Origin of the sequence: Enterobacter sp. TCD1-1 (assembly GCF_020567405.1) — a bacterium.
GTDB classification, from domain to species: domain Bacteria; phylum Pseudomonadota; class Gammaproteobacteria; order Enterobacterales; family Enterobacteriaceae; genus Enterobacter; species Enterobacter quasiroggenkampii.
In genome coordinates this window covers 167,259-180,909 of record NZ_JAJCXF010000005.1, presented here as the reverse complement: position 1 = coordinate 180,909, position 13,651 = coordinate 167,259, and the positions used below count along the sequence as shown (strand labels likewise).

15 protein-coding genes are annotated in these 13,651 nt (G+C 60.2%); 10 read left to right on the top strand and 5 right to left on the bottom strand.

All coding sequences use genetic code 11. The features are described 5' to 3' along the window. Nucleotides 1-63 precede the first annotated feature (63 nt). Nucleotides 64-1,152: a cellulase family glycosylhydrolase gene (locus LJA86_RS18650; RefSeq protein ID WP_126535082.1), complete on the top strand. Its 1,089-nt coding sequence runs from the start codon at nt 64-66 to the stop codon at nt 1,150-1,152. Here the strand turns inward: LJA86_RS18650 and emrD are convergent. The 5 genes from emrD to LJA86_RS18625 all read right to left on the bottom strand — a co-directional run bounded on the left by emrD (nt 1,055) and on the right by LJA86_RS18625 (nt 4,322). Further along, nucleotides 1,055-2,239: a multidrug efflux MFS transporter EmrD gene (emrD, locus tag LJA86_RS18645; protein WP_032676063.1), complete on the bottom strand. Its 1,185-nt coding sequence runs from the start codon at nt 2,237-2,239 to the stop codon at nt 1,055-1,057. The genes LJA86_RS18650 and emrD overlap by 98 nt on opposite strands. 175 nt (nt 2,240-2,414) lie before the next feature. Continuing rightward, nucleotides 2,415-3,248, bottom strand: coding sequence for an EamA family transporter (locus LJA86_RS18640; protein ID WP_045909373.1), 834 nt, complete (start codon nt 3,246-3,248; stop codon nt 2,415-2,417). 62 nt (nt 3,249-3,310) lie between these two features. After that, nucleotides 3,311-3,757: a GNAT family N-acetyltransferase gene (locus LJA86_RS18635; protein ID WP_025910712.1), complete on the bottom strand. Its 447-nt coding sequence runs from the start codon at nt 3,755-3,757 to the stop codon at nt 3,311-3,313. Between the two features lie 64 nt (nt 3,758-3,821). Then, nucleotides 3,822-3,911: a type I toxin-antitoxin system toxin TisB gene (gene tisB, locus LJA86_RS18630; protein ID WP_008500146.1), complete on the bottom strand. Its 90-nt coding sequence runs from the start codon at nt 3,909-3,911 to the stop codon at nt 3,822-3,824. A 102-nt stretch (nt 3,912-4,013) separates the two neighbouring features. Next, a complete protein-coding gene (locus tag LJA86_RS18625) occupies nt 4,014-4,322 on the bottom strand; it encodes a hypothetical protein (protein WP_229226567.1) in 309 nt (102 codons plus the stop codon). 111 nt (nt 4,323-4,433) lie between these two features. Between LJA86_RS18625 and ivbL the strand changes: the two genes are divergently transcribed. The 9 genes from ivbL to nepI all read left to right on the top strand — a co-directional run bounded on the left by ivbL (nt 4,434) and on the right by nepI (nt 13,553). Further along, complete coding sequence (gene ivbL / locus LJA86_RS18620) at nt 4,434-4,532, top strand: ilvB operon leader peptide IvbL (protein ID WP_057979964.1); 99 nt, start codon at nt 4,434-4,436, stop codon at nt 4,530-4,532. 106 nt (nt 4,533-4,638) lie between these two features. Next, the gene (gene ilvB, locus LJA86_RS18615) at nt 4,639-6,327 is read left to right on the top strand and encodes an acetolactate synthase large subunit (RefSeq protein ID WP_063622947.1); all 1,689 of its coding nucleotides are present in this window, start codon (nt 4,639-4,641) and stop codon (nt 6,325-6,327) included. A 3-nt stretch (nt 6,328-6,330) separates the two neighbouring features. Next, nucleotides 6,331-6,618 carry an acetolactate synthase small subunit gene (gene ilvN / locus LJA86_RS18610; protein ID WP_229226566.1) on the top strand — a complete coding sequence of 96 codons (288 nt, stop codon included), beginning with the start codon at nt 6,331-6,333 and terminating at the stop codon, nt 6,616-6,618. Nucleotides 6,619-6,700: 82 nt separating this feature from the next. After that, nucleotides 6,701-7,294, top strand: a complete 594-nt coding sequence (gene uhpA / locus LJA86_RS18605; RefSeq protein WP_022646555.1) for a transcriptional regulator UhpA — start codon at nt 6,701-6,703, stop codon at nt 7,292-7,294. Continuing rightward, entirely contained in the window at nt 7,291-8,796 is a 1,506-nt protein-coding gene (uhpB, locus tag LJA86_RS18600) for a signal transduction histidine-protein kinase/phosphatase UhpB (RefSeq protein WP_229226565.1), read from the top strand. The genes uhpA and uhpB overlap by 4 nt, the downstream gene beginning before the upstream one ends. Further along, complete coding sequence (locus LJA86_RS18595) at nt 8,789-10,108, top strand: MFS transporter (protein WP_126288224.1); 1,320 nt, start codon at nt 8,789-8,791, stop codon at nt 10,106-10,108. Before uhpB ends, LJA86_RS18595 begins: the two co-directional genes overlap by 8 nt. 132 nt (nt 10,109-10,240) lie before the next feature. After that, nucleotides 10,241-11,632, top strand: coding sequence for a hexose-6-phosphate:phosphate antiporter (gene uhpT, locus LJA86_RS18590; RefSeq protein WP_229226564.1), 1,392 nt, complete (start codon nt 10,241-10,243; stop codon nt 11,630-11,632). A gap of 175 nt (nt 11,633-11,807) precedes the next feature. Beyond that, nucleotides 11,808-12,260: a DUF1198 domain-containing protein gene (locus LJA86_RS18585; protein ID WP_008500140.1), complete on the top strand. Its 453-nt coding sequence runs from the start codon at nt 11,808-11,810 to the stop codon at nt 12,258-12,260. Between the two features lie 102 nt (nt 12,261-12,362). After that, a complete protein-coding gene (gene nepI, locus LJA86_RS18580; protein ID WP_229226563.1) occupies nt 12,363-13,553 on the top strand; it encodes a purine ribonucleoside efflux pump NepI in 1,191 nt (396 codons plus the stop codon). Nucleotides 13,554-13,651: the final 98 nt, after the last annotated feature.

The following is a 13,651-nucleotide window of genomic DNA, read 5'->3' as shown; positions in this document are numbered from 1 at the left end:
TACACCAAATGTGAAAAAGCGTGCTAAATACAGGTAATGCTTTCGATTTATCCAGGGTAAACCGTGTTAAAGCCTTTTATTGCCTGTGCATTACTGATCTCTTCCGGCTGGGCCATTGCCGCTGAGCCGCCGCTGACGGCCGCCCTTTATGCGCAGCAGCTGGGCGTCGGGATGGATGTGGACTGGGCGCGCACCGAGCGCGGCATACGTGAATTCGACCCGCTGGTGGTACGCGATTTTCGGGCTAAAGGCATTACCCACGTGCGCATCCGCGTCGCCGATGAGCCGACGGAAGCGCGGCTGATCCACCTGCGCAAGCTGGTGGAAGCCTGCGAGCAGTATGGCGTGATCCCGATAGTCGCGTATCAGGCTGATGAATATAAAAACGACCCGAAAGCCGATAACGAGAAAGAGACGGTCAACTGGTGGATTGCCGTGGCGCACTATTTCGGTCAGAGCTACCCGCTGCTGGGTTTTGACCTCATCTATGAACCGGCCGACAAGCTCAACCACAATCTGGCGTCGTTAAACCGCGTCTATGAAAAGACCATCAAAGCGATCCACGACATCGACCCACAGCGCATGATCTTCATTGCGCCGCGCCTGCGTGCCGCGCCGGAGGAGTTATCCAGTCTGAAGCTGCCCGCGCACAGCCAGAACTATCTGCTGGCGGAGTGGCATATTTTCCCGTGGGGGCCGCTGAAGAATGGCGGTAAATACCCGTGGACGTCCGGCACGGCGGCGGAGAAAGCGGCAATCCGTAACCGCATCAATGCCGCGCTGCACTGGCAGCAAAAAACCGGGCACGTTAGCTGGGTTGGGGGCTGGGGCGTGGGAGAATCAAGCCGCTTTACGCCAACCGCCTCGCAAATAGCGTTCGCTACCTTTATGGCCTGCGAGCTGCAAAAGGCGAAAATCCCGTATGCGCTTAACGCGGATTTCCAGTTTTACGACGGGGAAGAGGGCGCCTGGCGGCCTGCGCCAGAGCCGTTATTGCAGGCGATGATCGCCCCTGTCTGTGAAAAGCCCGGCGAGAAGCCGGGCCATCATGCGGTTAAACCGGCTGCTCGTGATGCGGGACACGCGACGCCAGCGGCAGCCAGCACAGTAAAATCAGCAGCCCCATCAGCGTCATCAACAACCCCAGACTAGCCTGCCCGGTCTGCGGCATCATCGCCGAGAGCCAGGCCAGCGCGCCGGAACCGATGTTCTGCAAACCGCCCACCAGCGCGCCCGCCGTACCAGCGAGGAACGGGAACGGCTCCATCGCGCCGCTGGTGGCGAGCGGGAAGAGCATCCCCGCGCCGAAGAAGAACAGCGCCGCCGGGATGAGCAGCGTCCAGACGGTCATCACGCCAAACAGCCCCGGGATCCACATCATCAGACCCGCCAGCAGACAGCTGATCACCGACTGCCACATCAGGGTGGAGAAGCGTTTGTTTGGTCGCCCGGCAAACCACGCGCCGAAGAACGCCGCCGGGATCGGCAGAATAAACAGAATGCTCACCACCATACTGCTCAGGCCAAGCCCCGCGCCCAGCAGCACGCCGGAACAGGCTTCAAACACCGCGATACCCGCCAGGCCGCCAATCAGCATCAGCAGGTAGCAGGTGAACGCGCCGTTTCCGAACAGCGTTTTATAGCTGGCGATAAGCTTCGTGCGCGGCGCGTCCTGCGGGCGCGTTTCCGGCATCCAGCGCGCCATGCTGAAGGTGACAATCATGCAGAGCACCAGCAGGAAGGCGTAACAGGCGCGCCAGGACCACATCGTGTCCAGCAGTCCGCCGATCAGCGGGGCCAGCAGCGGGCTGACCAGAATGCCCATATTCAACAGGCTGTTGGCATGGCGCAGCTGGGTACCCTGATACATATCGCGCGGTAAGGTTCGCGCCATCACCCCGCCGACGCCGGTCCCGACGCCCTGCAGGGCGCTGGCGGCAATCAATACGGTCAGGTTATGGGTGGTCATCGCAATGACGGTCGCCACCATGAAAATGCTCATGCCCACCAGGATCACCGGGCGACGCCCGACGCGGTCGGAGAGCGGGCCGTAGAAGAGCTGCGAAACGCCATAGGTCAACAGGTATGCTGCCATTACGCTCTGTACTGCGCCCTCGCGGACGTTTAATTCCTTTGCCATGTCGGCAATCGCCGGAATGTAGATGGTTTGCGCCATCTGACCGACGGCCACCAGTAACACCAGCATCAACAATAAGTTAACGTTCCGTTGCTTTTTCATGTCGCTGAATACTTTTGCCAAAAGAGAAAAATGAAGAATAAGTTACTGCGCATTCCCATAAATGCGCGAGGAATCTACCACAGAGAGATGACAATTTAAGCATTGTTGTGGTGAATGAAAAAACCGGTAAAGGCAGGATTTGTAAACAAGAACGGCAACTAATGTTGCCAGTGCTTTACGCCAGACGCAGCAGAATGGCGCCGCCAGCAATGCCCAGCGCCGCCGCGATGCGCAGGCCCGCAACCTTCTCTTTTAAAAGCAAAAATGCGATCAGCGCGCCAAAGAGTATGGAAGTTTCCCGCAGCGCCGCGACCACCGCCAGCGGTGCCTGCGTCATTGCCCACAGCGCCAGACCGTAAGAGCCCATGGTGCCAACGCCGCCGAGCAGCCCCTTTTTCCAGTGCAGACGCAGGTAGCCGGATGCCTCGCGTCGACGCGCGACCATCGCCCAGCCGAGCAGGCAGAAGCCGTTCATAAAGAAGGTCCACAGCGTATAGCCCAGCGCGGTGTCCGACAGCCGCACGCCGGTGCCGTCCACCAGCGTATACCCGGCGATAAAACAGGCATTCAGCAGCGCCAGCCAGATCCCTTTTCGCGACTGCATGCGCCCGTTCATCGCCATCGCCAGAATCGACAGGCAAATTACCCCAATGCCGGACCAGGCGAGCCAGGAGAGACGATCGCCAAGCGCCAGCACGCTGATCAGCGCCACCAGCAGCGGTGCGGTGCCGCGCATCAGCGGATAGGTCTGGCTCATATCGGAGACCTGATAGGTCTTTGCCACCAGCACGGTGTACACCACCTGTAAGGCGCAGGAGACTAACAAAAACGGCCAGCTTGCGGCAGAGGGCTGTGGAGAGAAGGGGAGCAGCACCAGGGCAATCAGCGTGGCGGAGCCGCTGACGCTAATCGCGGAATAGAGCTTATCTGTTCCGGCTTTAACGATAGCGTTCCAGCTGGCATGCAGCAGGGCGGCGAACAGCAAAATGCAGAATACGGTGATGGTCATGGCGTATCGGGTGATGAATTGTCACTCAACTGTAACATTCACGTCCTGAAGCTGCCAGCCGGTTACACCGCACAAAAAAGGCGGTGGGTCACCCGCGGTTCGTCCGAGACCAGCGTAAAACCTGCCCGGCGATAAAACCCGTAGGCAGCGTCCGGCGCATGGGTATTGAGGAAATCAAACCAGATGCTGGCATCGGCCATCACGACGGTTAAAAGCTGCTTGCCAATCCCCAGCCCGCGGCACTTCTCGCTGACGTAGAGATGGCGAATACGTCCGGCCCGCGGCTGCTGGCTGAACGGATCGCGATTCAGACCGCACACGCCCACCAGCTTGCCGTTAAGAAACGCCCCCAGCAGCTTTTCGCCCGGCGCGTTAAAGCGGTTCTCACCCCGCTGCCAGCTCTCTTCGAGCCTGCGCAGCATGTTAAAATTCAGTGCAATACTTTCCGCCTTCAGGGCGATATACCCCGGCTCGTCGGGCGTGACAGGCTCAATTAACAGACGCGACATAGCATTCCCTCGTTATTAAAGAGGGGCGGTTGCCCGCCCCTCTCAGGTGCGACTTGAACCTGAATTACCGAACGAATTTCAGGACAGCATCAAGCAGTTGCAGTACAGCAACAATGAGTTTGAGGATAAGTATCACCATATCCACTACGCTCATACGCGTCTCCTTTTGGTTAAAAGGAGCACGATGCTGGCGTACCTTTCCGCCGCCTGTTGCCAGCACCTGGATTGACGTAACACAGTGTGCTCACTTCAGGGGTTAAGGCACTGACGGCACCACCCGTTTCAGCCAGGACTTCGTTGCGCCGGTAGAACTGCGGCCCCCTCGCTCACTGCGAACACCCTCAGTATAGATAAATACTGTATGCATGAACAGTGTTTTTTGGACAAAAATCGAAAGGCGATCCATACTCAAAAACGTCAAAATCCGTGCCGGAATTGCGCGTTCGTCTTCGATCGCGTATACTTTTTTGCGTTGACGTAACACAGTGTGTTCTGCGGCGACCAACCGCAAAACCCTGATAAAAACCTCGCTTAGGCGGGGTTTTTTGTTTTCATCATCCAACAAACGAAACGTGATCCCTGACGCATTTTTGCGCAGATGAAAATTTTTCCATTGTCACGCCCCAAAACCTGTGTTTGTATAAATTCAATAAATGAATCCAAACACAGGTCCCCAATGACTTCATCCATCTTCACTTCGACCCTACTAAAAACTGCGCAACCAGCCGCAGTGGTCGTCGTGCGTGTGGTGGTGGTCGTCGGCAATGCGCCGTAGGGACTGGATCAACACACGAATCCAAAACCCCGCCGGCGCAAACCGGGCGGGGTTTTTCGTTTAGGACCCTCCCCGGAAAGTCGGCTCAGAAGAAAAGGACTGGAGCATGGCAAGTTCGGGCACAACATCCACCAAGACGCGTTTTACCGGCGCGCAGCTGATCGTTCATCTGCTGGAGCGACAGGGCATCACCACGGTTGCGGGCATCCCCGGCGGCACGGTGCTGCCGCTTTACGATGCGTTAAGCCAAAGCACGCAGATCCGCCACGTGCTGGCGCGTCACGAGCAGGGGGCAGGCTTTATCGCTCAGGGCATGGCGCGCACGCAGGGTAAACCGGCGGTCTGTATGGCCTGCAGCGGCCCGGGCGCAACCAACCTGGTCACTGCCATCGCCGACGCGCGTCTCGACTCCATTCCGCTGATCTGCATTACCGGCCAGGTGCCGTCCTCGATGATCGGTACCGATGCGTTCCAGGAAGTGGATACCTACGGCATCTCTATCCCCATCACCAAACATAACTATTTAGTTCGCGACATCGCCGAGCTTCCTCAGGTTATCAGCGATGCGTTCCGCATTGCGCAGTCCGGCCGCCCGGGCCCGGTGTGGATAGACATTCCTAAGGATGTCCAGACCGCAGAAATTGAGATCGACGTTCTGCCGGAGCCGGGTGAACGTGCCCCTGCGCCGGAGTTCAGCGCTGAGAGCGTGCGCGACGCTGCCGCCATGATTAACGCCGCCAAACGTCCGGTGCTCTATCTGGGCGGCGGGGCGATCAACGCCGCGGATGAAATCCGCCAGTTTGCGGAAAAAGCCAATCTGCCGACCACCATGACCCTGATGGCGCTCGGCATGCTGCCAAAAGCTCACCCGCTGTCCCTGGGGATGTTGGGCATGCACGGCGCGCGCAGCACCAACTACATCCTGCAAGAGGCGGATTTGCTGATTGTTATGGGCGCACGTTTTGATGACCGGGCGATTGGCAAAACCGAGCAGTTCTGCCCGAATGCCAAAATCATTCACGTGGATATCGATCGCGCCGAGCTGGGTAAAATCAAGCAGCCGCACGTGGCGATTCAGGGCGACGTAGCCGAAGTGCTGGCGCAGCTGATCCCGCAAACCGACGCGACCGACCGCGCCGACTGGCGCCAGCTGGTGGCCGATCTGCAGCGCGAGTTCCCGGGCGCGATCCCAACTGAAGGCGACCCGCTGAGCCATTACGGCCTGATCAACGCCGTGGCCGCCTGCGTGGACGACAGCGCGATTATCACCACCGACGTGGGACAGCACCAGATGTGGACCGCCCAGGCCTACCCGCTGAACCGTCCTCGCCAGTGGCTCACCTCCGGCGGTCTGGGCACCATGGGCTTTGGTCTGCCTGCAGCAGTCGGTGCGGCGCTGGCGAATCCGGACCGCAAGGTCATCTGCTTCTCCGGCGACGGCAGCCTGATGATGAACATTCAGGAGATGGCGACCGCAGCCGAAAACCAGTTAGACGTGAAAATCATCCTGATGAACAACGAGGCGCTGGGGCTGGTGCACCAGCAGCAGAGCCTGTTCTACAAGCAGGGCGTGTTTGCGGCAACCTATCCCGGGATGATTAACTTTATGCAGATTGCCGCCGGCTTTGGCCTGCACACCTGCGATCTGAACGCGGAAGAGGATGCCCACGCGGCGCTGCAGGCGGCGATCTCGCGTCCGGGCCCGGCGCTGATCCACGTCCGTATCGACCCTGAACAAAAAGTGTATCCGATGGTGCCGCCGGGTGCGGCAAATACTGAGATGGTGGGAGAATAAGCCATGCAGAAACAACATGATAACGTCATTCTGGAACTCACCGTCCGCAACCATCCTGGCGTCATGACCCACGTCTGCGGGCTGTTTGCCCGCCGGGCGTTTAACGTGGAAGGCATTCTCTGTTTGCCGATTCAGGGCAGCGAGTACAGCCGCATCTGGCTACTGGTCAACGATGACCAGCGTCTGGAGCAGATGATGGCGCAGATCGACAAGCTGGAGGACGTCACCAACGTGGCGCGCAACCAGTCCGATCCCACCATGTTTAACAAAATTGCGGTGTTCTTCGAATAGATCGCTTAAGGTAGGCGTCTTTCGCTCTTGTAGGCCGGATAAGCGCAGCGCCATCCGGCTTTTTCAGACCGCAGGAACACACATGACCACCATCGCCCTTATCGACGACCACCTTATCGTCCGCTCTGGCTTTGCCCAGCTTCTCAACCTCGAACCGGATTTCCAGGTCGTGGCCGAGTTTGGCTCCGGTCGCGAAGCGCTGGCGGGCCTGCCGGGGCGCGGGGTGCAGGTCTGTATCTGCGACATTTCGATGCCAGATCTCTCCGGGCTGGAGCTGTTAAGCCAGCTGCCGAAAGGGATGGCGACCATTATGCTCTCAGTCCACGACAGCCCGGCGCTGGTCGAGCAGGCGCTCAACGCGGGCGCGCGCGGGTTCCTCTCCAAACGCTGTAGCCCGGACGAGCTGATTGCCGCCGTGCGCACCGTCTCCACCGGCGGCTGCTACCTGACGCCGGATATCGCCATCAAGCTGGCGGCCGGACGACAGGATCCGCTCACCAGACGCGAGCGTCAGGTGGCTGAGAAGCTCGCGCAGGGGATGTCGGTAAAAGAGATTGCCGCCGAGCTGGATCTGTCGCCGAAGACCGTGCACGTCCATCGCGCCAACCTGATGGAAAAACTCAACGTCAGCAACGACGTCGAGCTGGCGCGCCGCATGTTTGACAGCTGGCAATGAGTCCCGTGTTTTCACGGCTGATCGCCGTCGTTGCCAGCTTTTTTATCTTCTCTGCCGCGTGGTTCTGCCTGTGGAGCATCAGCCTGCATCTGGTGGAACGTCCTGAACTGGCGGTGCTGCTCTTTCCCTTCGGCCTGCGACTGGGGTTAATGCTCCAGTGCCCGCGCGGCTACTGGCCCGTTTTGCTGGGCGCAGAGTGGCTGCTGCTGGTCTGGCTGGCGCAGGAAGTCGCTCTGGCGCATCTGCCATTATTGATGACCGGAAGCCTGCTTACGCTTCTCCCGGTTGCGCTCATTTCCCGCTACCGTCACCAGCGCGACTGGCGCACGCTGCTGCGCCAGGGGGCGGCGCTGATTGCCGCCGCGCTGCTGCAGTCCCTGCCGTGGGTTGGCGACAAGGAGATGCTCAACGCGCTGCTGCTCACCCTCACCGGCGGCTTGACGCTTGCGCCGACCTGCCTCGTTATCTGGCACTATCTCTCCAGCACCGTCTGGCAACCGCTTGGTCCGGGGCTGGTGTCCCAACCGGTGAACTGGCGCGCCCGGCATCTCATCTGGTATTTGCTGCTGTTCGTGGTGAGCCTCTGGCTTCAGCTCGGTTTACCTGCCGAGCTTTCACGCTTCACGCCGTTTTGCCTGGCGCTGCCGATTATTGCCCTGGCCTGGCACTACGGCTGGCAGGGGGCGCTGATCGCGACCCTGATGAACGCCATCGCGCTGATTGCCAGCCAGACCTGGCACGACCATCCGGTGGATCTGCTGCTCTCGCTGCTGGCCCAGAGCCTGACCGGGCTGCTGCTCGGGGCGGGCATTCAGCGCCTGCGCGAGCTGAACCAGTCCCTGCAAACCGAGCTGGCGCGCAACCGGCGTCTGGCTGAACGCCTGCTGGAGACGGAAGAGAGCGTGCGACAGGAGGTCGCCCGCGAGCTACACGATGATATCGGCCAGACGATCACCGCCATCCGCACCCAGGCGGGCATTGTCCAGCGTCTGGCGGCGGAAAACGCGGGCGTGAAGCAGGGCGGGGCGCATATCGAGCAGCTTTCACTGGGTGCGTATGACTCGGTGCGACGCCTGCTCGGCAGGCTGCGTCCGCGCCAGCTCGACGACCTGTCGCTGGAGCAGGCGGTGCGTTCCCTGATGCGCGAGATGGAGCTGGAAAGCCGCGGCATTGTCAGCCATCTCAACTGGCGAATTAACGAATCTGTGCTGAGCGAAGGCCAGCGCGTAACCCTTTTCCGCGTCTGTCAGGAAGGGCTGAACAATATTGTTAAACACGCCAATGCCAGCGCGGTCACGATCCAGGGCTGGCAGCAGGACGAACGCCTGATGCTGATAATTGAAGACGACGGCTGCGGCCTGCCGCCGGGCTCCGGCCACCAGGGCTTTGGCCTGGCGGGCATGCGCGAGCGCGTAAAGGCGCTGGGCGGCACGCTAAACCTCTCCTGCACCCACGGGACGCGCGTCAGCGTCAGCCTGCCGCTACGGAGTTATCATGTTTAAAACCCCTGCCAGCGCCGCGCCGATTGGCGACAAAGCGGAAATCGACGCCCGCTACCGCTACTGGCGTCGCCATATTCTGATCGCCATCTGGCTCGGCTACGCGCTGTTCTACTTTACCCGCAAAAGCTTCAACGCCGCCGCGCCGGAAATTCTCGCCAGCGGCGTGATGACGCGCACCGACATCGGCCTGCTGGCGACGCTGTTTTACATCACCTACGGCCTGTCGAAGTTCTTCTCCGGCATCGTCAGCGATCGCTCCAACGCGCGCTATTTCATGGGCGTAGGGCTGATCGCCACCGGCGTGGTGAACATCCTGTTTGGTTTCTCTACCTCGCTGTGGGCCTTTGCCCTGCTGTGGGCGCTGAACGCCTTCTTCCAGGGCTGGGGTGCGCCGGTCTGCGCCCGCCTGCTCACGGCGTGGTACTCGCGCAACGAGCGCGGCGGCTGGTGGGCCGTCTGGAACACTGCGCACAACGTCGGCGGGGCGCTGATCCCGATGGTAGTGGGTGCCGCGGCGCTGCACTACGGCTGGCGCGCGGGGATGATGATTGCGGGTGGCCTGGCGATTGTCGCCGGGCTGTTCCTCTGCTGGCGCCTGCGTGACAGGCCGCAGACCGTGGGCCTGCCTGCGGTGGGCGACTGGCGGCACGATGAGATGGAGATTGCCCAGCAGCAGGAGGGCGCGGGATTGACCCGCAAGGAGATCCTCACCAAATACGTGCTGAAAAACCCCTACATCTGGCTCCTCTCGCTTTGCTACGTGCTGGTCTACGTGGTGCGCGCGGCCATCAACGACTGGGGCAATCTGTACATGTCCGAGACGCTCGGCGTGGACCTGGTCACTGCTAACTCGGCGGTCACGATGTTCGAACTGGGCGGGTTTATCGGCGCGCTGGTGGCGGGCTGGGGCTCGGATAAGTTGTTCAACGGCAACCGCGGCCCGATGAACCTGATTTTTGCCGCCGGGATTTTGCTCTCCGTCGGCTCGCTGTGGCTGATGCCGTTCGCCAGCTACGTTATGCAGGCGGCGTGCTTCTTCACCACCGGCTTCTTCGTCTTTGGCCCGCAGATGCTCATCGGCATGGCGGCGGCAGAGTGCTCCCACAAAGAGGCGGCAGGCGCGGCGACGGGCTTTGTCGGGCTGTTTGCCTACCTCGGCGCATCGCTCTCCGGCTGGCCGCTGGCGCGGGTCATCGACATCTGGCACTGGAGCGGTTTCTTCGCGGTGATCGCCATCGCGGCGGGAATTTCCGCCCTGCTGCTGCTGCCGTTTTTACATGCGCAGGCCCCGCGTGAAGCCAGTGTGATGTGATGCGCCTCACCTTTTCACTCCGAGTGGCGCAAAACTAAGAAATTTTCCCGGTTTTACCTGGACGCTGTCTCAGGCATCTCTCCCGGCTGATTTTTACAATGCTGCAAAAATCAGCTCAGGAGTAAACCAACCATGCTGGCCTTCTTAAATCAGGTGCGCAAGCCGACCCTGGATCTGCCGCTCGATGTGCGGCGCAAAATGTGGTTCAAACCGTTCATGCAGTCCTATCTGGTGGTCTTCATCGGCTACCTGACCATGTACCTGATCCGCAAAAACTTTAACATCGCGCAGAACGACATGATCTCCACCTACGGGCTGAGCATGACGCAGCTGGGGATGATTGGCCTGGGCTTCTCCATCACCTACGGCGTGGGGAAAACGGTCGTTTCCTACTACGCGGACGGCAAAAATACCAAGCAGTTCCTGCCGTTTATGCTGATCCTCTCCGCCATCTGTATGCTCGGCTTCAGCGCCAGCATGGGCGCGGGCTCCGTTAGCCTGTTTCTGATGATCGCCTTCTACGCCCTGAGCGGTTTCTTCCAGAGTACCGGCGGGTCGTGCAGCTACTCCACCATCACCAAATGGACGCCGCGCCGCAAGCGAGGGTCGTACCTCGGCTTGTGGAACATCTCCCATAACCTCGGCGGGGCGGGTGCGGCAGGCGTGGCGCTGTTTGGCGCAAACTACCTGTTCGACGGCCACGTGATCGGTATGTTTATCTTCCCGTCGATTATCGCGCTGATTGTCGGCTTTATCGGCCTGCGCTTCGGCAGCGACTCCCCCGAATCCTACGGCCTCGGCAAAGCCGAAGAGCTGTTCGGCGAGGAGATCAGCGAAGAGGACAAAGAGACCGAAGAGAATGAGATGACCAAATGGCAGATCTTTGTTGAGTACGTGCTGAAAAACAAAGTGATCTGGCTGCTCTGCTTCTCAAACATCTTCCTTTACGTGGTGCGCATCGGCATCGACCAGTGGTCTACCGTGTACGCCTTCCAGGAGCTTAAACTCTCTAAAGAGGTGGCGATTCAGGGCTTCACTCTGTTTGAAGTGGGGGCGCTGGTCGGCACGCTGCTGTGGGGCTGGCTCTCCGACCTCGCCAACGGCCGTCGCGCGCTGGTGGCCTGCATCGCGCTGGCGCTGATTATCGCCACCCTCGGCGTCTACCAGCATGCCAGCAACCAGTACGTTTACCTCGCATCCCTGTTCGCGCTCGGTTTCCTGGTGTTTGGTCCGCAGCTGCTGATCGGCGTGGCGGCAGTGGGCTTCGTCCCGAAAAAAGCGATCGGCGCCGCCGACGGGATCAAGGGTACCTTCGCCTACCTGATCGGCGACAGCTTCGCCAAGCTGGGTCTGGGAATGATCGCCGACGGCACGCCAATTTTCGGCCTCACCGGCTGGGCGGGCACCTTCGCGGCGCTGGATGCAGCTGCGATCGGCTGTATCGTCCTGATGGCGATGGTTGCCGTACTGGAAGAACGTAAAATTCGCCGTGAGAATCGTGCGCAGAAATTAAAAACAGCCTGAGTGTGCAGGTAACTTCTTTGCCCGGTGTGTGATGCCGGGCTTTTTTATTTCCGCCGACGGCATTAATACCTTATCCCCCGTTCTGCAACGTCTTTTCAGTGCACTATTCTGGTTCTGCCCGCTGTCGACGCGGTGCGTTTCCCGCTATGATGAGCGGCTAGTCAAAGGAGAACGCATGGTCTGGATAATGCTGGCAACGCTTGCCGTGGTGTTTGTGGTGGGATTTCGCGTCCTGACCTCAGATTCCCGCCGCGCCATCAAACGTTTAAGCGAGCGTCTGGGCATCACCCCGATGCCTGTCGAGTCGATGATCGATCAGTTCGGTAAAACGCCGGGCAATGAGTTTATCCGCTACCTTGAGCGCCCCGACGAGGCGCATTTGCAAAACGCCGCACAGGTGCTGCTGATCTGGCAGGTCTGCATTGTCGATGGCAGTGAAGAGAACCTGCACACGTGGCACCGCCTGCTGCGTAAAGCCCGCCTGGCCGCGCCGATCACCGATGCGCAAATTCGTCTGGCGCTCGGCTTTATGCGCGAGATGGAGCCCGATCCACAGGAGCTGAACGCCTTCCAGCTGCGCTATAACCAGCTCTTCCTGCCGGAAGAGGGCGTGTTTTACCTCCACTGATCCCCTCTAAAATCCACAAAAGTTGTCTAAACGTTAAATTCGTCACACTTTTGATGATAAACTGCGCGACTTTTCCGCACGTTTTCATCTTCAGGTGACGCCATGACAGAACATATTCAGCCCTCGACCAGACCGCAGACCAGCGAAGTTTCACGCCCCAACTGGTCGGCCGTTTTCGCCGTGGCATTCTGCGTCGCCTGCCTGATTACCGTTGAGTTTCTGCCGGTGAGCCTGCTGACGCCGATGGCGCAGGATCTGGGCATTTCCGAAGGCGTGGCGGGGCAATCCGTTACCGTCACCGCCTTTGTGGCGATGTTTGCCAGCCTGTTTATCACCCAGGTGATTGGTACCATCGACCGCCGCAAAGTGGTCATTCTGTTCAGCGTGCTGCTGACGCTCTCCTGCCTGCTGGTCTCCTTCGCGGAAAGCTTTACCCTGCTGCTGCTCGGTCGCGCCTGTCTGGGGCTGGGGCTCGGCGGCTTCTGGGCGATGTCCGCTTCGCTGACCATGCGCCTGGTGCCTGCGCGCACCGTGCCGAAAGCACTGTCCGTCATCTTTGGCGCGGTCTCTATCGCGCTGGTGATTGCCGCGCCGCTGGGCAGCTTCCTCGGCGGGATTATCGGCTGGCGTAACGTCTTCAACGCGGCGGCGGTGATGGGCCTGCTCTGCGTTATCTGGGTGTGGAAGGCGCTGCCGTCCCTGCCGGGCGAAGCGGCGCACCACAAGCAAAACATGTTCAGCCTGCTAAAGCGCCCCGGCGTGCTGGCGGGAATGACCGCGATCTTTATGTCCTTTGCCGGGCAGTTTGCCTTCTTTACCTATATCCGCCCGGTGTATATGACCATGGCGGGGTTTGACGTCGACGGCCTGACGCTGGTGCTCCTGAGCTTCGGTATTGCCAGCTTTGTCGGCACGTCGCTGTCGTCGCAGTTCCTGAAGCGCTCCCTGAAGATGGCGCTGGCGGGGGCGCCGCTGGTACTGGCAGTGAGCGCCACGGTGCTGGTGCTGTGGGGCAGCGATAAGTGGGTCGCGTCTGCCATTGCGATTATCTGGGGCTTTGCCTTTGCGCTGGTGCCGGTGGGCTGGTCGACGTGGATCACCCGCTCGCTCGCCGATCAGGCGGAAAAAGCCGGGTCGATTCAGGTGGCGGTGATCCAGCTGGCAAACACCTGCGGCGCGGCGATTGGCGGCGTGGCGCTCGACCACCTGGGGCTGACGTCACCGCTGGTGATTTCCGGCACGCTGATGTTGTTGACCGCGCTGCTGGTGGCAGGGAAGGTTAAAGCCAAGTAGTCAATTTTCCCCTCACCCTAACCCTCTCCCCACAGGGGAGAGGGGACTGCTCGGGGCGGTCTTTTCCCCCTCGCCCCTTTGGGGTGTACAGTCCGGGA